The organism is Paenibacillus sp. P13VS (genome assembly GCF_015143645.1).
Taxonomy (GTDB): Bacteria; Bacillota; Bacilli; order Paenibacillales; family Paenibacillaceae; genus Paenibacillus; species Paenibacillus xylanilyticus_A.
In genome coordinates, this window is the sequence record NZ_WYEV01000007.1 from 97,729 (window position 1) to 121,183 (window position 23,455).

The window sequence follows — 23,455 nt, forward strand, 5'->3', positions numbered from 1 at the left end:
TTATAGCGGTCCCGAAATGCCCTGTCTGCGGATCATGATGAAGTGTCCGACCAGAAGCACTAGAAGCACAGCGGGAAGGAAGAAGACGTGCAGGGCAAAGAATCGTGTTAGCGTCTGTGCACCTACAATGGTTCCACCTTGAAGGAATTCTTTAATAATAGGTCCGAGCCATGGGACGGTATTGGCAATTTCCAGGGTAACTTTGGTTGCAAAGTAGGCTTTGTTATCCCATGGCAGCAGGTACCCGGTCAATCCAAGACCCAGCATGACGAAAAAGATCAACATGCCGACAACCCAGTTCATCTCACGGGGCGCTTTATAAGAGCCTGTAAAGAATACACGCATCGTATGTAAAAACATCATTACGATTACCAGACTGGCTCCCCAGTGGTGCATGCCGCGCACAATTTGGCCAAAAGCTACCTTGGTCTGCAGATACTCGACACTGGCATAAGCATTGATAATATCAGGTACGTAATACATCGTAAGGAACATTCCTGAGAGAATCTGAATTACGGTAATAAAGAACGTCAAGCCACCAAAGCAGTAGACGAATGCGGAAAAGTGGTGAGCCGGGTTTACGTGCTCTGGAACTTCATGATCCGCAACGTCCCTCCAGATTGGCGTGATATCGAGACGCTCGTCAATCCAGTCATAGACATTTTTAAACATCTGCGTTCACGCCTCCTATTTCACTCGGGTGTTCGGAACAATCTCGCCCAGGTATACCCAGCCCTGTTCCTCCTTGACCACATATTCATCCAGCGGTTTCGGGGCTACGGCAAGATTTTTTCCTTCCTTGTCATAGTGCGCGCCATGGCAGGGGCAATGATACTCATCAGGATAATTTTTGTCACTGTTCCAGCCGACTGTACAACCCAAATGTTTACAGATCGGTGAAAGCGCATAAATTTTACCCTGCTCATCCTTACGAATCCATGCCACAAGCGAAGCATTACTCAGGTACCAACCATCTTGCTGCTGCAGTTCAAATGTGAACTCTTGAGGTTCGTTGGTGATTTTGCTGATCTCAGCTACTTTGACAGAAGTGCCTTCTCCCTTGTGCTGCAAAATTGGGTCCACCGCAAAACGGACCATGGGAAGAATCGCACCGGCGGCCATATAGGCTGTAGCTCCACCAAGCGTGTACGTTAAAAACTGCCTGCGCGACATCTCCATCCGGCTTGGTGGTTTGTTCGAGGCTTCGTGCTGGTCATGCTCACTGCTCATACTGTCTCCACCCCCCTTTTTCAACCAACTCTCTCATACGTTTTCATTATCAGAAATTCCACGACTTACTAGAACATACATAATCATATAGTAGCCCTAGAACACCGTCAAGAATTTGTCACACATTTTTAAGCTTCAATTGTAAGCGTTATTAAAAAAGTGTTGATAAAATGTCACATTTCCAGCCCGATGTTAATTTTTCCACATCTCGCGTACTTTTTCCCCGACATACCCTGCTATTTTCGCTTCATCTATTTCCTCAACCAGTTGAGAACGATTAAAAACCAGATCTGCAGATGAGATTTTATCTTTTTCCAAAAAACCATCTGATGTCATTATCACCACATATTTGAATCCTGAACGCTTCATTTGCTCGCATATGGTGTTTAATGTCATTGACATTTCCGGAAAAGCGAAATGGAACGCTGGATATGTCATGACCCTCCCTTTAAACGGGACTTCAATTAGATCCAGAAAATCTCTAAGCCTCTCTAGTGCTTCCGTGGCTTCAGCCGGCGAATGATTTCCCGTAAGACCGGTGAATGGAATAAGGCATGTATCCAGATAGAGTTGCAGTTCAGCCCAGCTGTCTTGAGTCATCTCACTGAATTTCAATTCCCTATTTCCCCTCTCTATCCATTTTATTCCCATATTATATATGAGCAAACGATGTAAATCTATAGAGTTATTCGTAAAATCTCTCCCTAAAAACACAAAAGGAAATGCGTAATCACGCATTTCCTTCTCATATGGTTTAATCATCAGTTAATCAGTTTATGGTTTTCAGTTCATCCGTCAGACTCCGGAAAGCTACTTCGTCTCCGGTAGCCAACGCCTTGTCGATTTCCATATACAGCTTCTCGCTACGCTGTTTACGAAGCGCTTCGTCCCACACCATCTCAGCAGCCAGCCCCAACATGACTTCATACGTAACTTTCATTTTATCCAATAGGATGCACCTCCAAAACGGATTTAAGAGCTCCTATATTCCTTACCTTTGGCAACATAACCAAGTGAAGTCCTCGACATCCGCTCAAGGTCGGCATCCGTCAATTCACGGATCACTTTGGCTGGTGTTCCCAGAGCCAGGGTATAGGGCGGAATTTTAGTATTTTCAGTTACAACAGAACCGGCCCCAATCAGTGTATATTCACCAATTTCGGCTCCATTGAGAAGGATGGCTCCCATACCGATCAGTGAGCCTGTTCCAATGTGACAACCATGAATAATGGCGGCATGTCCCACTGAAACGTCATCTCCCAGAATCAAAGGTTGATTCGTATTTACATGTCCAACAGCATTGTCCTGAATGTTACAACGTTGTCCGATCCATATTGGCGCCAGATCGGCCCGTAATACGGCATTGAACCAGACCGTAGAATCTGCACCTAACTTCAGGTCACCTATAAGTTTGGCCCCTTCAGCTACATACACCGAAGAATGAAGCTGTGGTTCTTGACCCTTGAATGGGATTATCATATCAGTATCACTCCTTAATTTGGGAGTGATTTTAGCAACTTGTCCCCTAAATGTCAAACACCAGAGGAGTCGTGTCACCAGACAGCGATCGGCAGGTTGCAGCGAGCCGCAAGCCCCATGCTGTCATTTGCACGGTACTCTCACCCTCCTGCTCTCCGATGCGAAGCATCCCCAGATGCAGCATCATTTTGACAACTCTCGTTTCATAGATCGTCTCCGGTGTGTCGTAATAAAACGGCTGGATTAACGGGCCAATTTGTCGGAACAGGGACTCTGCGGTGGACCACCCAGGCGCACATTCTCCTGTCCAATACACAATGGAGGACAAGTTTGGAATAGCACCTTTATAAAGTCTTAACCAAAACCGAAATAGCTGTATCATCTCGGCTGTATTCTCTGCACCCCGTTTTTCCTCGCCAGCTGCAGTCAATTTCAGCAGCCCCTGTTCTTCTTGAACAAGCCGGTGATGGAATGCATAGTCATATAGCAATGCAAACCGGTCAGGGTAATCCTTGAAGGAACGACCGTAGCCAAACCTCCATCCCGCTTTTCCTACCAATGTTTCACTGACATGAAGATGGTCCATCACCTGCTGCTGAGAACGTCGGTACATCATGCCTTCTGCGTTCAAAGTAATTTCATGCTGCTGCACAAATTGCAGGAACAACTTCAGATCGTCTACCAGCAGATGGTATTCATCTCGGTACATCGGTGGTTCATTTGTCGTTGTAATACCTGCCTTCAGGTGAGCGGATAACACATCCCGGAACCTCATTTTCAGATCCTGGGGTACCTGGTACAGGTACTTCGTATGCTGAGTTGTCCCATTGAATAACCATCCACTCTTGGTGAACCGAACGATAAGATCTCGCGGACTGGCGCCGGACTCGCTTTCTTTTTTGTCCATCGATTGACGGGCAATGGCGACAAGCTCCTCCATGCCAAAGTACTGCCGAGGATCAAATAGCAGGTTGTTCAGGAAACGCAGATGCGCCACATTAAGTTCGCTGACCTGTTGCTCAAAAAATCGTCTACTGCCCAACGTTGTGAGAATACTCTGGATGAGTTCATGTTTGGAATTGGGTTTGCACTCACACTGGTAATAGTCCGCTATTCGATTAAGCTGGCCGATATCGGCAAAAGTTAGCATATCCGCTAGATTCATGGGTCCATCGCCTCGCCGTTAACTACTATTGGGCTACTGATTCGGGGCCGGAGTAGTTTGGTTTTGTAAACATGTTTGACGGAATTCCCATGATCTAAACCTCATTTACCAAATCTTTTATCTTTTTATTCATCCTATGCCCGAACTTGTCTGCTCAGAAGAAAAATGAGAGGCACAGAATGATAGCAAACGACAGTTTCGCTGTTTCAAAACAAAAAAACAACCTGAGTCCAATTACTCAGATTGTTTAGCCGCATCCAATGATAGATGTCGTGTGCAATTATATAACAAGGGACTCCAGTCATCCTGTTCTTTTTCCAGGATCGTAAGTGACAGGTTTCCAATTCGTTCCGTATAGCGGTCTTTGAACAAGGCAGACAACAGGTTTGCGAGAAAAGCGCCATGAGTTACAATCAAAACATTTTTGTCCTGATATGCAGCCCACAAATCTTCGAGAAACGCTAAAGCGCGAGTCTGTATATCCATAATCTGCTCCTGCCCCAGATCCAGCGTCTCCCAGTCCATTCCCCAGCGGGTGATTCGTTCTTCCGAGGTCAAACCCTCGATCTGACCGAAACCTCTTTCTTTCAAACGCGCATCCGGCTCAAGCATAGGCACGTCTAGCAATCCAGAGATAATCTCTCCTGTCTCCTGGGCCCGCGATAGACCACTGGTAATGATATAGTCCCATTGATAATCCTCTGTCAACAGACGGTGTCCCAGACGTTCTGCCTGCTGACGCCCTTCGGCATTCAAAGGTATGTCTGTCTGCCCTTGGATACGCCCTGCAGCGTTCCAATCGGTAAGACCGTGACGAATAAGCCCAATTCGCATCTCATCCCTCTTTTCTATACGGCGAACGTCTGTTTAACTACGCACGCGCACCTTGTTTACGTTTGTTGGTCGTTCGATGCATCCGCCCCAGCGAAAACAAAGCCATGCCAATGGCAAGTAGTGACAAGGCCATCCAGTATCCCGGATACGTAGGTCCCATGCTTACGACAAAGGGTTCAATAATGCTTCCTCTGTCGGCCCCAGGCATGTCGTACTGATACATACCTGAAGCAGTCAGATCGCTTCCAGCAACAGCTGTTTCGAGAATCCCCGTAGAAACGACGCTTTGCTGTTCAGCTTCTGATACCCCAGACTTAAACATCGCCATGTATAAGAAACTGCATAAAAAAATGGCCAGAAACGCAGCAATCCACAACGTCATGTGTTTGCGGATCGCAGCAGAGAATCGATTCACTTTTGCCTCTTCAGGCAAAAGCCACGGGGACTCCGCATAAATGCGGTCCATTACGTTGCGATTGACTCTCTCTGCCTGCTGCTCTGTCACCGGTACCGGTATGCTGTGCAGCAGCACTTGGGCTTCTTCCCAAACTTCAAACTGCTGGGAGCACTCCTCACAACCATCCAGATGTGCATGAAAAGCAAGCCGCTGCGGATGATTTGCCGGCAAGTCCCAGATCAGTGCAAACAAGTCCTGGGCTTCATTGCAATTCATCTGTTCTTCATCCCTTCATATGGCTCGTACACCGGTTCGAAGAAATAAGGTTCCAATTGGGTTTTTACGCTTGATCTTGCTCTGAACAATAACGATTTTACAGAACTGACGCTCTGCCCAAGAATATTCGCAATCTCCTGGTAGTCTAGTTGATCATATTCACGGAGTATGATGGCAGAACGCTGCTTCTCCGGTAAGTTGTTAATGGCATCTCTAACCAGCATGACCCGCTCACTGCGCAGTACAGCATGCTCTGGAGCGTTCTCGGAAGGAGCAATAGGTACAACCCCGCTCTCTTCTAGAGGAACACTGCCACTGCGCTGTTTGCGCAGCTCACTCAGTACCGTATTTCTGGCAATGGTATATAACCACGTCGAGAATGAGGCATCCACCTCGCGGAATGAGTGTAAACTGCGGAACGCCTTATAGAAAGTCTCAGAACAGAGATCTTCCGCAAGCAGCTCCATATTGGAACTTTTCAACATATGATATACGAAAGCCAGTATTTTACGCTGATAACGACGCATCAGCTCGGAATATAACTCCAGGTTACCTTCCTTGATCTCTCGAATCAACTGGGAATCCGTCATTTGAGTGCGACCCCTCCTCGCCCATCCATGTGCTTCTCCCCGTTCGACTCTATCCATGTATTACCGAACAGGCACAAAAAAGTTGCGGTTCTCACCGCATAAAACAGCGTAAAGCCATATCAGGCCTCTACGCCAAATTCCCCTATGTAATGGCAATTTCCCCAACGTTTCTACATTAACAGTATTTATTGTACAACGGTCAGCAGCCTCCTGGCAAATTCTTTACGATTTACAAAAGCCCGACCTGTCATTCTTATGCCGCTTATTTCACGAGTATGACTACATAAGAATCTAATTGGCAAAATTGCACATTGCACACTCATTAGACGCAGAGAGATTCAAAAAGGTTTCAAAATTTTAATCTTTTTATTTCAGCTTCTTTTTTGGAGGATTTTATTTCCTAAATTTACGTAAGTTATAATTTGGTTTAACATTTTTTTATAAAGTGTTGACAAAATGAAAACGTATACATATAATAAAAGTACAGTATGGTTTCTCTCCACTCCTATCCAATAACTGTATTGCTCCACGTGAGCAATGGCCGCTTATGTAAGCGGTCTTTTTTTTGCCCTTTTTTAAGGACGTATCGTAACAACTGTTTATCAACACAAAAAAAGAGGGCTCTCGCCCTCTTTTTTTCCACCCTCATACCCAGACCTGATATCCCAGGGAGTCCAATAAAGACTTCGCACGTTCCATATCCTCTTCCTGTCGGAATGACAAACGCATGATGCCTGGCACATCGACCCGGTTCTCAATAATCTCCAGGTTGCTCAAGTTGATATCATGTGTCCCGAGCTCTGTTGCAATCTTACCAATCATTCCTGGAGCATCCTGAACGTCTGTATACAGGTCAAACAGCGGCGAGATCATGCCTTTACGCCGTTCTGGCAATACGCTGCGGAATTCACGGGCCTGACGGAATGCATCTTCAATTCCTGGGCCATTCTCGTTCTCCAGCATATCTGTAAAAGCAGACATCTGGCTGTTCCAGTCCTTCAATAGTCCAAGGAGTACTTCACGATTGCTCAGCAGAATATCACGCCATACAATCGCATCACTGGATGCAATACGTGTAATATCACGGAACCCGCCTGCCGCCAGCATTTTATACAGAGGATTCGATTCATTATATTCACGCACCTGATTCACGAGCGCTACCGCGATGACATGTGGCAAATGACTGATAGCTCCCACAATATCATCATGTAATAATGGCTCAACTCTGACGATCTGTGCCCGCGTATACGCCAGAAGCTCGGATAATCGGGCATATGCCTCTTCAGGAACATGTGCAGACGGAGTCAGCACATAGTACGCGTTCTCGAAAAGTACGGCCGAAGCAGCGTCAACACCTGCACGCTCAGATCCGGCCATCGGATGACCGCCAATGAAGTAGGCATCGGTCATGCGTACATGATCAGCACAAGCCGCAATCGAAGCTTTGGTGCTGCCAACATCCGTGATGATGCATCCCTTTTTCAGGGGCAGCTTCGCCAGTTGTTGAAAATATGATTCAAGCAAACCTACCGGAACGCACAAAAAAATAAAGTCGGCATCCTGCACCGCTTCTTCCAGAGAGAGTGTAGCATCGTCCACTACACCACTCGCTATGTACTTTTCTTTCAATTCAGGTAGATGTGCATAGCCCATTACAGTTACTCCCGGCTTGCCTTTGAAGCAAAGCGCGAGAGAACCTCCAATGAGCCCCACACCAATCATTGCAATTTTTAATTTCATGAGACCTCACTCTTTCATCGCCGGTTTTAGTGGCTTGTTGTCGCCTTCTCAGCCAGCGTGTTCTCCAATGCCGTCACAAAAGCACGGTTCTGTTCTGGTTTGCCTACAGACACACGGATGTATGTTGGATAGACTTGGAATCCAGGGCGGACAATGATCCCTTGTTTGAGCAAGGATTGGAACGCATCCTTAGATGGCATATCCAAATCGACCAAGATGAAATTTCCTTGCGACGCGAAGAACGGCAATCCAAGACGGGTAAACTCGTTTTGCAGATAATCACGTTCAGATGCATTCTGCTTCGCACATTCCTGAACAAATGGTTGGTCCAAAAGTGCAGCGGTTGCTGCCACCTGGCCAAAGCGCGACGTGTTGAACGGTTCACGCACACGGTTAATCAGGTCGATGACCTCCGGACGTGCAATGCCATATCCAATTCGCAGTGATGCTAGACCATAGATTTTGGAGAATGTCCGTAAAATGACCAGGTTCGGATAACGATCCAGCATGGAAATGGTTTGTGGATAAGCCTCATCCGTTACAAACTCATAATAGGCCTCATCCACCACTACCATTACATGAGCAGGTACCCGATCCATAAATGCTACAAGTTCCTGTTCTGAGATAATCGTGCCTGTAGGGTTATTCGGATTACATACCCAGATGACTTTGGTTTTATCACTAATTTCCGCGAGCATGGAGGACAGGTCATGCGTTCCATCTTGAAGCGGAACTTCAATTGTCACTGCGCCCTCAATGTCTGCATTGCTTTTGTACACGGAGAACGTCGGATCCGCCATGATTGTCTCATCGCCTGGAAGGAAGAAGGCACGGGTAATTAATGCAATAATCTCGTCTGATCCGCAGCCAAAAATAATGTTGTTTCGTTCCACGCCCAAATGCTTTGCCAGCACGCCTGTCAGCTCAACGGCGCTGCCGTCAGGATACAGACTAACATGGGCCAACTCTTTCGTAATGGCTTCCAGTACGGCAGGAGAGCTGCCATATGGATTTTCGTTGGAGGCCAGCTTGATCACTTGCTCAAGCCCCAGTTCACGTTTCACTTCTTCAATCGGTTTGCCCGGTTGGTACACAGGCAGATTGACAATCTGGGATTTCGGTTTCAACCCGACCGCCTCCTGTAGTTAAGTTATAAGTTACATGCCGAAACATGCAGGGCAATAACACGTCGTTATCTCCCTATCCTTTTAATTGTGCCACAAAGTTGCGAATTTGCAACAGCCCTGCCTCACGGGTATCCGGATTCCCAAGAAGAGGAATGGCTTCTTCCACCTGACGAACAATGGCACTCCCGACAACCACTCCGTCGCAGATGCGGGAAAAACGCTCTACTTGCTCATGGCTCGAAATGCCGAACCCTACGGCTACCGGAATATCTGTCAAACTTTTCACAGTCTCAATAAAACGCTCTACTCCGTCAAAGAAGGAGGCTCTTTCCCCCGTTACTCCTAGCGAAGATACGCAGTAGATAAAGCCTCTCGCTCCATTAACAATACGCTCAATCCGCGCGTTGGACGTAGGAGCTACCAGCGGAACCAGATGTACACCTGCCGCGTCCGCTCTGCGGCGCATCTCTTCTGCTTCCTCAATGGGAAGATCCGGAATAATCATGCCGCTAATATCGTGTTTCACAAGTTCATCAAAGAACAAATCCAGTCCCGTTTGCAGTACAGGGTTGTAGTACGTAAAGAGAACAAACGGAAGCTGTACCCCAGCCTCGCGTGCTTTGGCCGCTGTTTCCATGCAGGTACGAATGGAGATCTGGCTTTTCAGCGCACGCTCCGATGCACGCTGGATGACAGGGCCATCCGCAAGCGGATCGGAATAAGGAACCCCAAGCTCCAGGATGTCAGCTCCTGCCTGTTCAAGCTCCTTGATAATATCAATTGTCGTCTCCACATCAGGGTCACCAACGGTCAGAAACGGAATAAGTGCTGTACGATTTTGTTCCTTTAAACGCAGGAAGGTCTGGTCCATCCGATTCATGACAAGTTCCCTCCTGTATATTTCATAATAGATTCAACATCTTTGTCTCCCCGACCGGACAGACAGATGACAACAATATCGTCTGCTGTAAGTTCAGGTGCAAGCTTACCGACTTGAGCCACAGCATGTGCAGATTCCAGTGCAGGAATGATACCTTCTGTACGGCTGAGCAGCTGCAGAGCATCCAGCGCCTCCTGATCCGTAATCGGTACATACTTCGCACGTTCAATGTCCTTCAGATAGGAATGCTCCGGACCAACGCCTGGATAATCCAGACCCGCCGAGATGGAATGTGCAGGTTGGACCTGTCCATACTCATCCTGAAGCAAATAACTCATGGAACCCTGAAATACGCCATGTGTCCCTTTACTCATCGTCGCTGCGTGGAATTCAGTGTCCACACCTTTGCCGGCAGCTTCAACACCAACCAGCTTCACATCCTGATCCCCGATAAACGGGTAGAACATGCCAATTGCATTACTTCCGCCACCGACAGCGGCAACGATCACATCAGGAAGACGCCCTTCAATCTCCTGGATCTGTCTGCGCGTCTCATCCCCAATGACTCGTTGAAAGTTACGCACCATCATCGGATATGGATGAGGACCAACGACTGATCCAAGCACATAGAATGTATCCTCCACGTTGCTGACCCAGTAACGAAGAGCTTCATTCCCTGCATCCTTCAGTGTCCGTGTGCCCGACGTCACCGGAATCACTTCCGCCCCCAGCAGCTTCATCCGGAATACGTTCAGTTGTTGACGCTCTGTATCTTCTTCGCCCATGAACACTTTACATTCAAGACCAAGCAGTGCGGCAACGGTTGCCGTTGCAACGCCATGCTGACCAGCACCCGTTTCGGCGATGACTTTCTTTTTACCCATACGTTTGGCAAGCAAGCCTTGTCCGATCGCATTGTTAATTTTGTGTGCACCGGTATGATTCAAATCTTCCCGCTTCAGATAGATCTTCGGTCCTCCCAGATGGCGAGACAGCTGTTCCGCATGATACAGCGGCGTCTCACGTCCGGAATACTCACTTAGCAGATAATTTAATTCCTTATTGAATTCCTCGTCTTGAGAGTAACGATCATACGCCTCTTCCAATTCGATTAGAGCGTTCATTAGTGTCTCAGGAACAAACCGGCCTCCGAAGGGACCGAATCGCCCGTTTTGATCCGGCAATTGATGTGTCATGCCTGCTTCACCCTTTCTACAAATGCTGTGATTTTTGCAATATCTTTCACGCCGTCAGACTCTACGCCGCTGGATACATCGACGCCGTCTGGTGCATAGGTCTGTATCAGTTGCTCTACATTATCCGGATGCAGCCCCCCTGCTACGAACAGAGCAATTCCATGTTGAATGGCCCATTCGGCATAAGCGGGAATACGATCCCACGCAAACGTCTTGCCGGAACCTCCTCCGTATAACGGATCATAGGTATCCAGTAATATGGCATCCACAACGTTTTGATAGGGATCAAGTGCCTTCTTGGCCGTATCGTTCACTTCTGCAGCTGTTTCATCTTTGGGAAAAGAAAGAGCCTTGAACACCTCGGTTCCGAAACGCTGCTTCACCAGTCCGCAAAATTCCGGAGACTCCTGTCCATGCAGCTGAATAACATCCAGGTGAGCTGCTTCCATGACACTCTCCAGCGCTGTGATTGAAGGATTCACAAATACTCCTGCCAGTTTCGGACGATGAGATGTATTCCAGTCCATGAGGACCGTTCTCAACTCGGCAGCCTTATGCGCATCAATTTGACGACGGGACTCGGCAAAGACAACACCAATGTAATCAATCGGCAAGTTTATCATCGATTTTAGCACTTCAACGTCCTGAAGTCCACAAATTTTTACTGCCGCTGCCGATTCTCTAGGCCTCCTGTTGTCTCTGCCGCCTATACCGTCATTCATGAGTTTATTCATCCTCTTGGCCCCATCAGTTCGTAAACGGCTGCTTCCACATCATCCTTGCGCATCAGATGTTCACCGACGAGGATTCCTTGTACTCCGGCCTCTATTAGTGATCCTAAACGCTCTGGACCGTCAATTCCACTTTCACTGATTAACGTTACGCTATCCGGAATCAGCTTCATCAGATCAAGCGTTGTACTTAAGCTGGTTTCGAACGTCTTCAGATTACGGTTATTGATTCCAACCAGAGTTGCCTGCGGAATCTCCAGTACCTGCTCCAGTTCCGTTCGGTCATGGACTTCGATTAAGACGTCCAGTCCTATACTTTTGGCAAATGACAGATACTGACGGATCTGCTCTGGGGACAGGATGCTTGCAATCAACAAAATGGCATCTGCACCGAGCAATCTTGCTTCAGCGATCTGGCGCTCATCGATAATAAAATCCTTACGCAAAAGAGGAATATTCACTGCTTGATGAATGGCCTGCAAATATTCTCCACTGCCTTGAAAGTAGGAGACGTCCGTCAATACGGAAATACAATCTGCTCCTGCCCGTTCATAGGCTAATGCAATCTCTACCGGATGAAAGTCAGGACGTATAAGCCCTTTGGATGGTGATGCTTTTTTCACTTCAGCAATAAGTCCCAGGCTCCGATTACGATTCTTCGATAGCGCCCGTTCAAACCCGCGGGTCATCGGCAATGCTTCAATCTGTTTTAATGCCTCTTCCATCTGAAAGGTTTGGGCCAATACTTCAACCTCTTGCTGTTTCGTTGCTACAATTCGATCAAGATACATGACTGTACGCCTCCGTTGTGTGTATTAGCTGTTCCAATTTCATCGCTGCCTTTCCGGAATCCACAGCATTCGCGGCCATGGTCACACCTTCCGCAATGGTCTCTGCAAGACCCGAAAGGTAGATGCACGCTCCAGCATTTAACAGAACGACATCACGATACGCGCTCCGTTCTCCGTGAAAGATTCGTTTTATGATTTCAGCATTCTGGAGAGCATCTCCTCCAAGAACTGTCTCCAGCGGATGGAGCGACAACCCCATATCACGCGGGTCAATGTCGTACGTCTGAACTTCACCATTACGCAGTTCAGATACCTGAGTCGGTGCGGATATGCTGATCTCATCCAGTCCATCATGACTTGCAACGACGAGCGCTCTCTTTAGACCGAGACGATTGAGAACTTCTGCAATCATTGGCGTACGACTGCGGTCGTACAGACCTAGGAGCTGCCGATCAGCGCCTGCAGGATTAGTGAGAGGACCAAGCATATTGAAGATCGTACGTACACCAAGCTCTTTGCGTGGTGCTGCCGCATGTTTCATGGACGGATGGTACACCTGAGCGAAACAGAAGCAAATTCCGATCTCATCCAGGCATTGTCTCGCCTGTTCTCCATCCAGATGAATGTTAACCCCCAGCGCTTCAAGAACATCCGCACTGCCAGCTTTACCTGAAGCAGATCGATTGCCATGTTTCGCCACACGAACAGAGACTGCTGCTGCAATGATGGCTGAGGCTGTCGAGATATTGAACTTGTGAATCCCCGATCCGCCAGTCCCGCAAGTATCGAGCAGCCCGCTGCCATCAGTAAGAATCCGGCCGCCCTGCCCACGCATCGCCTCTGCAAAACCGGTGATTTCGTCCACCGTTTCCCCCTTCATTCGGAGAGCCATCAGCAATCCGCCAATCTGGGCCGGAGTCGCTTCACCCCTCATGATGGAATACATTAAGTTACGTGCTTCCGATTGCTCGAGATGGTTACCCTCCAAAATTTTGGCAAGTCCGTCCTTCATTCCTTCGTTCTGGCTTAGGGCAGATGCGGATCTCATGGAATCTTCATTCATCACAGGGTTCATATTCATATCCGGTCTCTCCTCTCTCAGTTCTGTATAGCCGTGGCTGGCGTTACAAAATAATCTGCATTCGCAAGTGTCAGGTGGTTATCTTTTTCTTTGGGAGGGAACATGGCCTCCGCTGTACGGATTGCTTTAAGTAATGCTTTCGCCTTGTTGACGGTTTCCTCGTATTCACTTTCAGGTACAGAGTCCCATACAATGCCTGCTCCGGCCTGCACGTACGCTTTTCCTTTTTTGAAAATGATGGTCCTAATCGTAATGCAGGCATCCATGTTACCGGAGAACCCGAGATATCCGATCGCGCCTGCGTAAGCACCGCGAGCTTCTTTTTCCAGTTCGGCAATAATCTCCATCGCACGCAGCTTCGGTGCACCCGATACCGTTCCAGCAGGGAGACACGAGAGGAATGCATCGAAGAAATCCTTGTCCTCTCTGAGCTCGCCTGTCACATTCGATACCATGTGCATGACGTGAGAATAACGCTCAATCTCCATGAACATGTCACACTTCACACTGCCAAATTTCGATACACGGCCGAGATCGTTGCGGCCCAGATCAACCAGCATGAGATGTTCCGCCCGCTCCTTCTCATCCTGCAGCAGATCGGCTGCAAGAGCACGATCCTCCGCTTCCGTTGCACCTCTTGGACGTGTGCCGGCAATTGGCCGTGTCTCCACACGATTGCCGTCCACCTTTACCAGAGCCTCTGGCGAGGTCCCGACAATGATTTCATCATCCATTTTCAAATAATACATATAGGGCGATGGGTTCAGGGTCCGAAGTACACGATACACATGAAGCGGGGAAACCTCAGTATCGATGTGGAAGCGCTGCGACAGCACGACCTGAAAAATATCACCTGCACGGATATATTCCTTGGCTTGCTCCACATTGCCGATAAATTGTTCCTTCGTTAGGTTGGAACGAATATCGCCCAGATCAACGTCTCCCGGAATGGATCGCGGATTCAGGTTTTCCCCGGGTCCCTGCTGCTGCAAGCGCTCAGCGGCCTGCTCAAGCTTCTCTGATGTCACTTCATAAGCTTTCCGGATGTCTTCATCCGTTGCTCCTTCTTTGACATGAACATTGCCGACAAGCAGCATTTGCTGTTTCACGTGGTCAAACACAATAATCTGGTCACAGAACATGAAACGAATATCATCCATATTCAGATCATCCAGCGCATGAGCCGGAAGCTTCTCGTAATATTGCAGCAGATCATATCCAAAAAAACCAATCGCTCCGCCTGTAAATGGCGGCAGTTCGTCGTCTTTGGGACTACGGTACTTGCGCAAAAGCGCTTTTAGTTCTTCAATAGGTTTGCCTGGCAGCTCGCGCTTCTGGCCAGCTTCTTCCACTTCCATCCGGCCCTTTTTGGCCGAAATCATCAGAAACGGATCCGTACCAATGAAAGAATACCTTGCCCACTGAATACCGCCCTCCACACTCTCCAGCAGGAATGCCCGGTCATTCTCAGCATAACGGCGGAAAATCCGGATAGGCGTTTCCATATCAGCCAAAATCCGTTTGACTACCGGAATCAGATTATATTCATTCGACATTTTCAGTACTTGATTAACGTTTGGTGTTATCATCAGATCACGTCCTTTCAGATTAGGTAGAAGAAAGTCATGGGTTATATATAACAAAAAAACCTCTACCATCAGGTAGAGGTTCTGGGTTTATAAGCTGTAATCAACAGTTTGGTGCTTCATAAATAACACGTCCCTATACTTCCATGCTGGATCATCAGACCAGTCTCATGAATGAACGTCCTACATCCACCAACCTGCACGTCTTGAATATGGGTTCACCAGCTCTTCCGCTTGCACATACCATCACAGAAACAAAATGGGATCTCAGCAAACAAAAATGAGCATATACCAAAACAAAACGGTGTCAATGGACACGTTTCACAATATGAGGTTCCTGTTCTTATCAATCCTGTAGCACGACGTACCGCGAATCAGTTGGCCGACCTTGTTACTCCGGCTACCACCCGCTGGACTCTGCTATATACTCCACTATCTCAGCTGCTCTCAGCTCAACTCATACTCTACTCAACTGGTTCTCACTATACAGCATTCAGAATGGTTTGACAACCACTCTATTTGTTATGAATTCGAAGGTGCAGCCAAATCAGGCCGCAGGGATTGTGCACCATTCAGGTACACATGATTGATTTCATGTTGGTCTTTGGTTGTGTTCACATGCACCATGAAACGAATGCATTGCGGCAGGGCACCCTTAACGGGTACTTCCAGTGCACACATCAAAGGTACCAATTCCCAGCCTTCCAGTTGACGAATAGCCTTCGCTGGGAAGGCTGCATCCAAATCACCTGTCATCGTAATCCAGACGCTGCAGATATCTTCCGGCTGAATATCGTTGCGGTCCACAATCTCCTGCAGCAATACTGCTGTTTCCTTCAAAATCTGTTCTTCGTTATTTTGCGTGACTGTTGTAGCCCCGCGAATTCCACGTGTTACCATCGTTATTCTGCTCCCTTCTTAAGCAATTCAATGACATCCCGAACTGCCGATACGGGCACGTCTTTCACAATTCGCGCTGCTCCAATCCGATCCGGAATAATAAACACCATATGTCCTTCACGGAATTTCTTGTCATGCATCATGGCATCCATCAACGCATCCGTATCCAGATGTTTCGGCATGGTGACCGGTAAACGCAGGGAACGAAGCATCCGTACCGTATCATCATATAGACCTGCAGGTGCACCAAGCTTCTCGCCCAGCAAAGCCGATCCGGCCATCCCGATAGAGATGGCTTCTCCATGCAAAAACTCCCTGTATCCAGCTATCGCTTCAATTGCATGACCAATGGTATGGCCCAAATTCAAAAGTGCACGCTCGCCGTTTTCCCGCTCATCACGAGACACAATTTCAGCCTTGATGCCACATCCGCGTTCCAGACCGTATCCGAGTGCTTCCGGGTCAAGCGCGAGCAGCGCTTCGGCATGCTCTTCACACCAATGTGCAAACGCTTCGTCGCGAATCAGTCCGTGCTTCAGCATTTCCGATAGTCCGGCTGAAACATCCCGCGGCGGCAAGGATTGAAGTGTATCCACATCATAGAGCACAAGCTCAGGCTGATGGAATGCACCAATCATATTTTTGGCCAGCGGATGGTTAACGGCTACTTTGCCACCAACACTGCTGTCATGTGCGAGGATTGTTGTCGGTACTTGTACAAACTTGATTCCACGCATATATGTAGCCGCCACGAATCCTGCGAGATCTCCCACAACGCCTCCGCCCAACGCAATAATGGCGGAACTGCGATCCAGTTTACCCTCAATGGCAGCTGTCATCATGTCTTGATAAACCGATAGGGATTTGGATGTCTCTCCCGAAGGAACCACTGCCGAAACGACATTATAGTCAGACGCCCGGAGGGTCTGTTCTAGACCAGCCAAATACTTGGGAGCCACATTCTCATCGGTAATAATGAGCAGCGGACTTTTTTTGGTCAATCCATATTGTTCAAAAAATCGAGGCGCCTCAGCGAGCAGACCACTGCCAATCAGAATGGGATATGAGCGTTCCTCCAACTGAACTGTCAGCTGACGCATATTAGTAGCTCTCCAATTGAGCGTTATAGTTGTTGTAGTTGGCGCGAATTTCCTCCATGGAGTCCCCACCGAACTTCTCAAGGAATGCCTTGGCAATCTCCCATGCCACCACATGTTCCATGACTACGCTTGCTGCCGGAACGGCACAAGCATCTGAACGTTCAACTTGGGCAGTGAAGGCTTCTTTGGTATCGATATCAACGCTTTGAAGTGGTTTGTAGAGTGTGGGGATAGGTTTCATAACCCCACGAACCACGACCGGCATTCCGTTGGTCATACCGCCTTCAAATCCACCCAAACGATTGGTTGCCCGGTGGTAACCACGTTCCTCGGTATGAAGAATTTCATCATGTACCTGGGAGCCGCGAATTGTTCCTGCTTCGAATCCGATACCGATTTCCACACCTTTAAAGGCATTAATGGACATGACACCTTGAGCAATCCGTGCATCCAGTTTGCGATCATACTGTACATGGCTTCCGAGACCGACAGGAACACCTTCAACAATGCATTCCACGATTCCTCCGATAGAGTCGCCTTCCTGCTTGATTTGATCAATGTAGGCTTCCATCTTCTTCTCTGTCTCTGCATCCGTAACTCGAACCGAGGAAGCTTCGGTTACTTCAATCAGCTCATCGATAGGCAGGTCTTGGTAAGGTGCCTCGATCTCTCCGATACGCAGTACACGCCCCGCTACCTTAATGCCAAACTCGGCCAGGAACTGACGAGCGATCGCTCCACAAGCTACACGTACCGTTGTTTCACGCGCACTGGAGCGCTCCAGAACGTTGCGCAGATCTTTCAGATTATATTTGAGTCCGCCGTTCAGGTCCGCATGTCCAGGACGAGGACGATGAACGCGGCGTTTCTCTTCATCACTGCCTTCAATAGGCTCAATATTCATAATGTTCTGCCAGTGTTTCCAGTCATTATTCTGAACGACCAGAGCTACCGGAGCTCCAGTTGTATATCCGTGACGAATGCCACCTACAAAATTGGCCTGATCTTTCTCAATCTGCATCCGGCGTCCACGGCCATATCCTTTTTGTCTACGGTGGAGCTGGAAGTTCAGTTCCTCAAAATCAATATTCAGATTGCTTGGCAATCCTTCGATAATCGCTGTCAATTGGGGTCCGTGCGTTTCCCCTGCGGTTAAATAACGTAAACTCATAATACGTTCCCCCTTTAAACTGTTAAACTGCACATTGCTAAAATCCCATAATTTCTTTGCTCATTATAGTATAGCTGACCCGCTTTGACAAGAAAGCCCGTCGTTTCCTGCCCAAAAACGAAGCTTTGGTCAGCTTGTGCTGACACAATTCGCAGCTGAAATTACGCTCTTCTTTACACGGAAATACAAATAACCGTCTGGACACATGTTCGTGTGTAATCCAGACGGTCAGCCAATCCGTTAACTTTATTTATTTTTTACGATAGAAGAACGTCTCCGCTGTCTCCAGACCGTATTGTCCAGGGGAGAAAATCTGTTCTGTGCTGCCTACGAATAGAATGCCGCCTGGCCGTAAACTTGCTGCAAATTTATGATACAACAGATTTTTGGCTTCCTCGGTAAAATAGATCATCACATTCCGGCACACAATCAGATCATACCCATCATCAAACGGGTCCAGCAGCAGATTCTGCTTCATAAACTTGATTGAGCTTTTGAGCTTGTCATCGATCCGGTAAACCAACCCGTCCTGTTTAAAATAGCGACTGGCTGTCTCTTTGGGGACATCCTTGAGCGAACGCTCCATATAACGCCCTTCCTTGGCTTTGGCCAGTGCGCCTTCGTCCAGATCACTCGCCGTAATGGAACTGTCCTTAAGAATTCCCATCGTATCCAAAATCATTGCAAGTGTATAGGGCTCTTCACCAGTTGAACAAGCTGCACTCCATACCTTTACACGGCGCTTCGGACCAATCAACTCAGGAAGGATCTCGTCACGGAGCACTTCCCAGCGGTTAGGATTTCGCCAAAATTCCGAAACGTTAATCGTCATCCGATCAAGAAATTCGTAAAATAGCGACTTATCCTTCTGCATGGCATCAAAAAAATTAGAAAATGTATGAAACCCGTTTTTGTTTCGAAGTGTGGTCAGCCGTCTTTTCATCTGGCCTTCCTTGTATTGAGCAAGATCAATGCCTGTGCTCTCTTTGATTTTCCGAATAAAACCGGCATAATCCGGGTCTAGTTGTTCCTGCTCCAGCATCGTATCACCCTTCTGGCTAATAAATTACAACCAGGCTGCGATGCTCTTGTCGTACGTCACCAACTCATCTGAACTAAAGAAGTTTGCTGCTTCACGAGTGGCAGACTCCGGCGAATCTGCTCCATGAATCAGGTTATGCGGTGTGTGGCTCGCAAAGTCTCCACGGATCGTACCGGGAGCCGCTTCCTTTACATTGGTTTTGCCGATAACAATCCGCGCAAGTGCCACAATGTCATCACCTTCCCAGACCATGGCAAATACAGGCCCGGATGTGATAAACTGCACCAGATCATCAAAAAACGGCTTTCCTTCATGTTCCGCATAATGGCGCTTGGCCTGTTCCTCTGTCATCTGAACCAGTTTCCCAGCCACCATTTTAAACCCCTTGTCTTCCAGACGGCTAACGATACGCCCAATCAAACCACGCTGCACACCATCCGGCTTCACCATCAAAAATGTACGATCCATACGCTCACTCCTCACTCACGGTTCAAAGTTAGTTCATTATGTAGACGCAATCACTTTGATTGTAACATACATGTCCAATTCCTCCCAATGAGGAATCTCACATCTATGTCTTTGGAGTAAACCCGAGCAATAAGCAGCATGATCATATCACTGCACGTTAATGAGTCCGCTTGACAACAAAATGTGCAATATCGCGCAAATTTTTGCTTGTCTTGATATTGGGCAGCTGATCCAGAGCATCGAGCGCTTTCTTCATATATCGGTCAGCCAGTGCTTCAGCTTTAGCGATTCCTTGACTTTGGCGAATCATTCCAATGGCATCCGAGGCACTTGCCCGTCCATCTTCACGCTGAACACGCGAAATCTCGTTAAGCAGCGGCTCACGAAGATCACGTTCCTGCAGAGCGTACAGGACAGGCAGCGTAATATTCCCCTGTTTCATATCACTACCTGGAGGCTTACCCAGTTGTTTCTCCGTTCCCACCAGATCAAGTACATCATCCTGAATCTGGAAGGCCATGCCCACATTATATCCGTAAGTATACAGTAGCGAAGAAACATGTTTTGGTGCGCGTGTAGCCAGAGCTCCAAGCTGGCAGCTGACTGCAATCAACAGCGCTGTTTTGCGACGGATCCGCAGCAGGTAATTGCGAACACTCTGTCCTGTATTGAAAAAGTCACGAATCTGCTCCATCTCACCGATAGACATCTGCACCATGGCCTTCGCCAGAATACGATGGATGTCCGGATCGGACAGGCCAGCTGTCATCTGAAGTGCTTTTCCATAGATATAATCCCCGGTGTACATCGCAATACGGTTATCCCATTTGGACTTTACCGTAGGTTTGCCTCTCCGTGTCTCCGCATTATCAATAACATCGTCATGTACCAGTGAAGCAGAATGAATCAATTCCAGCGGTACCGCAATCAACTTCAGGCGTTCAATGTCATATGTACCATATTTACCGCCGAGCAGTACAAATACCGGGCGCAAACGCTTCCCGCCGGCTTTGAGCAGATGTAGTGAGGTTTCACTTAGCAGTTTCTGATCTCCCTGCACACTGCGATACAATTCTTTTTCGATGTAATCCATGTCTTTTTTTAACAACCCGAAAATATCCAATAGTTTCATTCGTTCACCCGTGTCAGCGTATTATCAGTCCAAAAATCCATGCTTACCTTCCCCTCCAGCAAGTCGGGCCTGCAGGCATAACGAAAAACCAGGGCTTGCCGTTCCTGCTTGTGTTCTACTAAGTCGTACTTACTTCTTCGAATGTCATGGCTGACATCCGGGAATTAAACTCTTCGACTTGTTCTGAAACAAATCCAGAAGTTGCCGGAGCATGGGTCAAGGCTGTGGTTTCACCGAAACTCTACCATCAGCGCTCACCAATACCCCGGGATACCGGGGCTAGCAGGTCATAAACCTGCATATGAAGTTCAAACCGTTATAGAAAAAACGGCTAGCCCCGTTGATCCGGTTCTCCCCATCTTGCGAACAATTGATGCTGAATGCGCAAACTATCCAGCACTTTACCAACCAGAAACAAAATCAACTCTTCCATCGTCTGAGGTTTGTGATAAAAAGCCGGCATGGCCGGAATCATTCGAACACCCAAGCGAGAGAGCTTGAGCATATTCTCCAGATGGATCGCATGCAGCGGAGTCTCCCGTGGCACTAGAATTAGCGGCCTTGCCTCCTTCATCATGACATCCGCAGCGCGAGACATCAGATTATCTGACGACCCCTGTGCGATGGAGGAAAGTGTGCCCATGGAGCATGGCATGATAATCATGCCATCAGCTAGGTAAGATCCGCTTGCAATCGAAGCCCCTATATCACTAACGGGATGATAGACCAGCGAACCGCCGAGGCCGCCGAATTTCTCTTCCAGCACACCTTCACGATTCGTGACATCCCAATCCATTTCTTCTTTTAAAACCCGCCAGCCGGCATTAGATATCACCAGATGGACAGTGAAATCCAGGCAGAGCAGCGTTTCAATAAGTCTTATGCCATAAATACTTCCGCTGGCTCCGGTAATTCCGACAACAAGTCGTTTATTGTCCAGCTGCTGCATGTTTATTTCACCGCCAGGTCTATCAAAGTGAAGGTAAATACGACCAGACTCAAAACACTATTCATGGTAAAGAAAGCCGTCTGTACACGACTCATATCGTTAGGCGATACAATATAGTGCTCATAGAAAAGAATACCATATGTAATCAGCATACCTGCACCATACCACCAGCTTAGGTCCGTCATCAACAGAAGCGCCAAAAATCCGATGGCTGTAATAATGTGAAAGAACTTGGCAATATTCAACGATTTGATAAGTCCGAAACGGGATGGAATGGAATGAAGCCCCTCTTCCTGGTCGAACTCCAGGTCCTGACATGCATAAATAATATCGAAGCCCGCGGTCCAGAACACAATCGTAACGTACAGCACAATGGCTGTCCAATCCATGGACCCCGTAACAGCAACCCAGCCTCCTAGTGGAGCAAGGCCAATAGTCATTCCGAGAACAACATGGCAGAGCCATGTGAATCGTTTGGTGTATGAATACAATACCAGCATAAACACTGCGATCGGAAGTAATTGCATGGATAACACATTAAGATTGGATGAAGCCCAGAATAACAGGATAAACGAGACAATAATAAAGATAACAACCTCGCCATTTTTGAGCAGGCCCGCTGGGATGGCACGCATAGCCGTCCGCGGATTTTTGCCGTCGATCGCTTGGTCAATCATCCGGTTGAGTCCAAATGCCGCACTACGTGCACCAACCATGGCCAGCAGCACCCACATAATCTGCATCCAGGTTGGGAACGTTCCGTTCACGACCATAGACCCAAGAATGGCACCCATGAATGCAAAAGGTAAAGCAAAAAGCGTATGTTCAATCTTGATCATTTCTAAAAAGATGCGAATTTTCCTAAACATGCTGATTCTCCTTGATTCCAATATGCAATGCCGCGATGCCTCCGGTCAGAGGATAGGCCTGCACTTGCTTCAATCCGGTTTCTTCGAAAATGGTAGCCAGTTCCTTCCTTCCCGGAAATAATGCCAATGAATCAGGCAGCCATTTATACTGCTCATAACGTTTGGCGAACAATTTGGCAAGTCTCGGCAGTACTTGTTCAAAATAAAAATAATAAATACCTTTAAACGGCTGCCAGGTCGGCTTGGACAATTCCAGACACACAACCATGCCACCTGGTTTCACTACACGTTTCATCTCCGACAAAACCTGTCTCAGATCAGGAACATTACGAAGGCCAAATCCAATGGTAACATAATCAAATGAATTATCTTCAAAAGGAAGTGACATGGCATTCCCCTGAACAAGCGTAATCTGCTTTTGTCTGTTTACGGCATTGACCTTGTTCTGTCCCACCTCAAGCATGTTGCTGCTAAAGTCCAGTCCATGCATGTGACCTGTTTCACTTGCCTCGGCCATCGCCAGCGTCCAGTCACAGGTACCGCAGCACAGATCTAAACCTGTATCCCCTTTGGACATGTTCATTTTTTTCATTGTGAATTTGCGCCAGGCTTTGTGCCTGCGGAAACTCAGAATGTCATTCATGACATCATATTTTCCGGCTATACTCTGAAACACCGAATGGACAAACTCTTCTTTCGGTTTCGACTCTGCGCTCCCCAT

At 47.8% G+C, this 23,455-nt stretch carries 26 protein-coding genes; all 26 read right to left on the reverse strand.

Annotated features, from left to right (window positions below; all coding sequences use genetic code 11):
- The gene (qcrB, locus tag GUA98_RS18585) at positions 1-672 is read right to left on the reverse strand and encodes a menaquinol-cytochrome c reductase cytochrome b subunit (protein WP_017687726.1); all 672 of its coding nucleotides are present in this window, start codon (positions 670-672) and stop codon (positions 1-3) included.
- Positions 673-687: 15 nt separating this feature from the next.
- Positions 688-1,230 carry a ubiquinol-cytochrome c reductase iron-sulfur subunit gene (locus GUA98_RS18590; RefSeq protein WP_095361914.1) on the reverse strand — a complete coding sequence of 181 codons (543 nt, stop codon included), beginning with the start codon at positions 1,228-1,230 and terminating at the stop codon, positions 688-690.
- 192 nt (positions 1,231-1,422) lie between these two features.
- Entirely contained in the window at positions 1,423-1,992 is a 570-nt protein-coding gene (locus tag GUA98_RS18595) for a DUF2487 family protein (protein WP_227779813.1), read from the reverse strand.
- A 7-nt stretch (positions 1,993-1,999) separates the two neighbouring features.
- Entirely contained in the window at positions 2,000-2,179 is a 180-nt protein-coding gene (locus GUA98_RS18600) for an IDEAL domain-containing protein (protein ID WP_095292837.1), read from the reverse strand.
- 23 nt (positions 2,180-2,202) lie between these two features.
- The gene (locus tag GUA98_RS18605) at positions 2,203-2,709 is read right to left on the reverse strand and encodes a gamma carbonic anhydrase family protein (RefSeq protein WP_153979173.1); all 507 of its coding nucleotides are present in this window, start codon (positions 2,707-2,709) and stop codon (positions 2,203-2,205) included.
- Between the two features lie 46 nt (positions 2,710-2,755).
- Positions 2,756-3,874, reverse strand: a complete 1,119-nt coding sequence (locus GUA98_RS18610) for a hypothetical protein (RefSeq protein WP_153979174.1) — start codon at positions 3,872-3,874, stop codon at positions 2,756-2,758.
- A 234-nt stretch (positions 3,875-4,108) separates the two neighbouring features.
- A complete protein-coding gene (locus GUA98_RS18615) occupies positions 4,109-4,708 on the reverse strand; it encodes a histidine phosphatase family protein (RefSeq protein ID WP_153979175.1) in 600 nt (199 codons plus the stop codon).
- Positions 4,709-4,745: 37 nt separating this feature from the next.
- Positions 4,746-5,381, reverse strand: coding sequence for an anti-sigma factor family protein (locus GUA98_RS18620; protein ID WP_193724079.1), 636 nt, complete (start codon positions 5,379-5,381; stop codon positions 4,746-4,748).
- Positions 5,378-5,971, reverse strand: coding sequence for an RNA polymerase sigma factor (locus GUA98_RS18625; RefSeq protein WP_095292846.1), 594 nt, complete (start codon positions 5,969-5,971; stop codon positions 5,378-5,380). Before GUA98_RS18625 ends, GUA98_RS18620 begins: the two co-directional genes overlap by 4 nt.
- Before the next feature lie 645 nt (positions 5,972-6,616).
- A complete protein-coding gene (locus GUA98_RS18630; RefSeq protein ID WP_193724080.1) occupies positions 6,617-7,711 on the reverse strand; it encodes a prephenate dehydrogenase in 1,095 nt (364 codons plus the stop codon).
- A gap of 26 nt (positions 7,712-7,737) precedes the next feature.
- Entirely contained in the window at positions 7,738-8,838 is a 1,101-nt protein-coding gene (gene hisC / locus GUA98_RS18635; protein ID WP_193724081.1) for a histidinol-phosphate transaminase, read from the reverse strand.
- 73 nt (positions 8,839-8,911) lie between these two features.
- Complete coding sequence (gene trpA, locus GUA98_RS18640) at positions 8,912-9,718, reverse strand: tryptophan synthase subunit alpha (RefSeq protein WP_095292851.1); 807 nt, start codon at positions 9,716-9,718, stop codon at positions 8,912-8,914.
- Positions 9,715-10,914 carry a tryptophan synthase subunit beta gene (trpB, locus tag GUA98_RS18645; protein WP_193724082.1) on the reverse strand — a complete coding sequence of 400 codons (1,200 nt, stop codon included), beginning with the start codon at positions 10,912-10,914 and terminating at the stop codon, positions 9,715-9,717. Before trpB ends, trpA begins: the two co-directional genes overlap by 4 nt.
- Entirely contained in the window at positions 10,911-11,636 is a 726-nt protein-coding gene (locus GUA98_RS18650; protein WP_193724083.1) for a phosphoribosylanthranilate isomerase, read from the reverse strand. The genes trpB and GUA98_RS18650 overlap by 4 nt, the downstream gene beginning before the upstream one ends.
- A gap of 8 nt (positions 11,637-11,644) precedes the next feature.
- A complete protein-coding gene (gene trpC / locus GUA98_RS18655; RefSeq protein ID WP_193724084.1) occupies positions 11,645-12,436 on the reverse strand; it encodes an indole-3-glycerol phosphate synthase TrpC in 792 nt (263 codons plus the stop codon).
- Entirely contained in the window at positions 12,426-13,484 is a 1,059-nt protein-coding gene (trpD, locus tag GUA98_RS18660) for an anthranilate phosphoribosyltransferase (protein WP_193724192.1), read from the reverse strand. Before trpD ends, trpC begins: the two co-directional genes overlap by 11 nt.
- 50 nt (positions 13,485-13,534) lie before the next feature.
- Entirely contained in the window at positions 13,535-15,106 is a 1,572-nt protein-coding gene (gene trpE / locus GUA98_RS18665) for an anthranilate synthase component I (protein WP_193724085.1), read from the reverse strand.
- 519 nt (positions 15,107-15,625) lie between these two features.
- The gene (aroH, locus tag GUA98_RS18670) at positions 15,626-16,003 is read right to left on the reverse strand and encodes a chorismate mutase (RefSeq protein WP_193724086.1); all 378 of its coding nucleotides are present in this window, start codon (positions 16,001-16,003) and stop codon (positions 15,626-15,628) included.
- A gap of 2 nt (positions 16,004-16,005) precedes the next feature.
- The gene (aroB, locus tag GUA98_RS18675; protein ID WP_193724087.1) at positions 16,006-17,103 is read right to left on the reverse strand and encodes a 3-dehydroquinate synthase; all 1,098 of its coding nucleotides are present in this window, start codon (positions 17,101-17,103) and stop codon (positions 16,006-16,008) included.
- A 1-nt stretch (position 17,104) separates the two neighbouring features.
- The gene (gene aroC / locus GUA98_RS18680; protein WP_095292861.1) at positions 17,105-18,274 is read right to left on the reverse strand and encodes a chorismate synthase; all 1,170 of its coding nucleotides are present in this window, start codon (positions 18,272-18,274) and stop codon (positions 17,105-17,107) included.
- A 250-nt stretch (positions 18,275-18,524) separates the two neighbouring features.
- On the reverse strand, positions 18,525-19,316 hold the full coding sequence (locus GUA98_RS18685; protein WP_153979185.1) for a CheR family methyltransferase: 792 nt from the start codon (positions 19,314-19,316) through the stop codon (positions 18,525-18,527).
- 24 nt (positions 19,317-19,340) lie between these two features.
- Positions 19,341-19,784 (reverse strand): nucleoside-diphosphate kinase, encoded by a 444-nt coding sequence (gene ndk, locus GUA98_RS18690; RefSeq protein WP_095292865.1) that lies wholly within the window; start codon positions 19,782-19,784, stop codon positions 19,341-19,343.
- 157 nt (positions 19,785-19,941) lie between these two features.
- On the reverse strand, positions 19,942-20,916 hold the full coding sequence (locus GUA98_RS18695; RefSeq protein WP_095292868.1) for a polyprenyl synthetase family protein: 975 nt from the start codon (positions 20,914-20,916) through the stop codon (positions 19,942-19,944).
- Between the two features lie 331 nt (positions 20,917-21,247).
- On the reverse strand, positions 21,248-21,865 hold the full coding sequence (locus tag GUA98_RS18700; protein ID WP_193724088.1) for a UbiX family flavin prenyltransferase: 618 nt from the start codon (positions 21,863-21,865) through the stop codon (positions 21,248-21,250).
- A gap of 2 nt (positions 21,866-21,867) precedes the next feature.
- A complete protein-coding gene (locus GUA98_RS18705) occupies positions 21,868-22,734 on the reverse strand; it encodes a UbiA-like polyprenyltransferase (protein WP_095292872.1) in 867 nt (288 codons plus the stop codon).
- Positions 22,727-23,455 (reverse strand): demethylmenaquinone methyltransferase, encoded by a 729-nt coding sequence (locus GUA98_RS18710; RefSeq protein WP_193724089.1) that lies wholly within the window; start codon positions 23,453-23,455, stop codon positions 22,727-22,729. The genes GUA98_RS18705 and GUA98_RS18710 overlap by 8 nt, the downstream gene beginning before the upstream one ends.

Coding starts and splice junctions, on each gene's coding strand:
- GUA98_RS18685 (WP_153979185.1), bottom strand. CDS start 19,316: ATGCTGGAGCAGGAACAACTAGACCCGGATTATGCCGGTTTTATTCGG.
- trpC (WP_193724084.1), bottom strand. CDS start 12,436: ATGTATCTTGATCGAATTGTAGCAACGAAACAGCAAGAGGTTGAAGTA.
- ndk (WP_095292865.1), bottom strand. CDS start 19,784: ATGGATCGTACATTTTTGATGGTGAAGCCGGATGGTGTGCAGCGTGGT.
- qcrB (WP_017687726.1), bottom strand. CDS start 672: ATGTTTAAAAATGTCTATGACTGGATTGACGAGCGTCTCGATATCACG.
- GUA98_RS18700 (WP_193724088.1), bottom strand. CDS start 21,865: ATGCAGCAGCTGGACAATAAACGACTTGTTGTCGGAATTACCGGAGCC.
- trpE (WP_193724085.1), bottom strand. CDS start 15,106: ATGATAACACCAAACGTTAATCAAGTACTGAAAATGTCGAATGAATAT.
- GUA98_RS18620 (WP_193724079.1), bottom strand. CDS start 5,381: ATGAATTGCAATGAAGCCCAGGACTTGTTTGCACTGATCTGGGACTTG.
- GUA98_RS18615 (WP_153979175.1), bottom strand. CDS start 4,708: ATGCGAATTGGGCTTATTCGTCACGGTCTTACCGATTGGAACGCTGCA.
- aroC (WP_095292861.1), bottom strand. CDS start 18,274: ATGAGTTTACGTTATTTAACCGCAGGGGAAACGCACGGACCCCAATTG.
- GUA98_RS18705 (WP_095292872.1), bottom strand. CDS start 22,734: ATGTTTAGGAAAATTCGCATCTTTTTAGAAATGATCAAGATTGAACAT.
- GUA98_RS18605 (WP_153979173.1), bottom strand. CDS start 2,709: ATGATAATCCCATTCAAGGGTCAAGAACCACAGCTTCATTCTTCGGTG.
- GUA98_RS18610 (WP_153979174.1), bottom strand. CDS start 3,874: ATGAATCTAGCGGATATGCTAACTTTTGCCGATATCGGCCAGCTTAAT.
- GUA98_RS18595 (WP_227779813.1), bottom strand. CDS start 1,992: ATGATTAAACCATATGAGAAGGAAATGCGTGATTACGCATTTCCTTTT.
- GUA98_RS18590 (WP_095361914.1), bottom strand. CDS start 1,230: ATGAGCAGTGAGCATGACCAGCACGAAGCCTCGAACAAACCACCAAGC.
- GUA98_RS18625 (WP_095292846.1), bottom strand. CDS start 5,971: ATGACGGATTCCCAGTTGATTCGAGAGATCAAGGAAGGTAACCTGGAG.
- trpA (WP_095292851.1), bottom strand. CDS start 9,718: ATGAATCGGATGGACCAGACCTTCCTGCGTTTAAAGGAACAAAATCGT.
- aroH (WP_193724086.1), bottom strand. CDS start 16,003: ATGGTAACACGTGGAATTCGCGGGGCTACAACAGTCACGCAAAATAAC.
- GUA98_RS18695 (WP_095292868.1), bottom strand. CDS start 20,916: ATGAAACTATTGGATATTTTCGGGTTGTTAAAAAAAGACATGGATTAC.
- GUA98_RS18710 (WP_193724089.1), bottom strand. CDS start 23,455: ATGGGGAGCGCAGAGTCGAAACCGAAAGAAGAGTTTGTCCATTCGGTG.
- aroB (WP_193724087.1), bottom strand. CDS start 17,103: ATGCGTCAGCTGACAGTTCAGTTGGAGGAACGCTCATATCCCATTCTG.
- GUA98_RS18650 (WP_193724083.1), bottom strand. CDS start 11,636: ATGAATGACGGTATAGGCGGCAGAGACAACAGGAGGCCTAGAGAATCG.
- trpB (WP_193724082.1), bottom strand. CDS start 10,914: ATGACACATCAATTGCCGGATCAAAACGGGCGATTCGGTCCCTTCGGA.
- GUA98_RS18630 (WP_193724080.1), bottom strand. CDS start 7,711: ATGAAATTAAAAATTGCAATGATTGGTGTGGGGCTCATTGGAGGTTCT.
- trpD (WP_193724192.1), bottom strand. CDS start 13,484: ATGAGATCCGCATCTGCCCTAAGCCAGAACGAAGGAATGAAGGACGGA.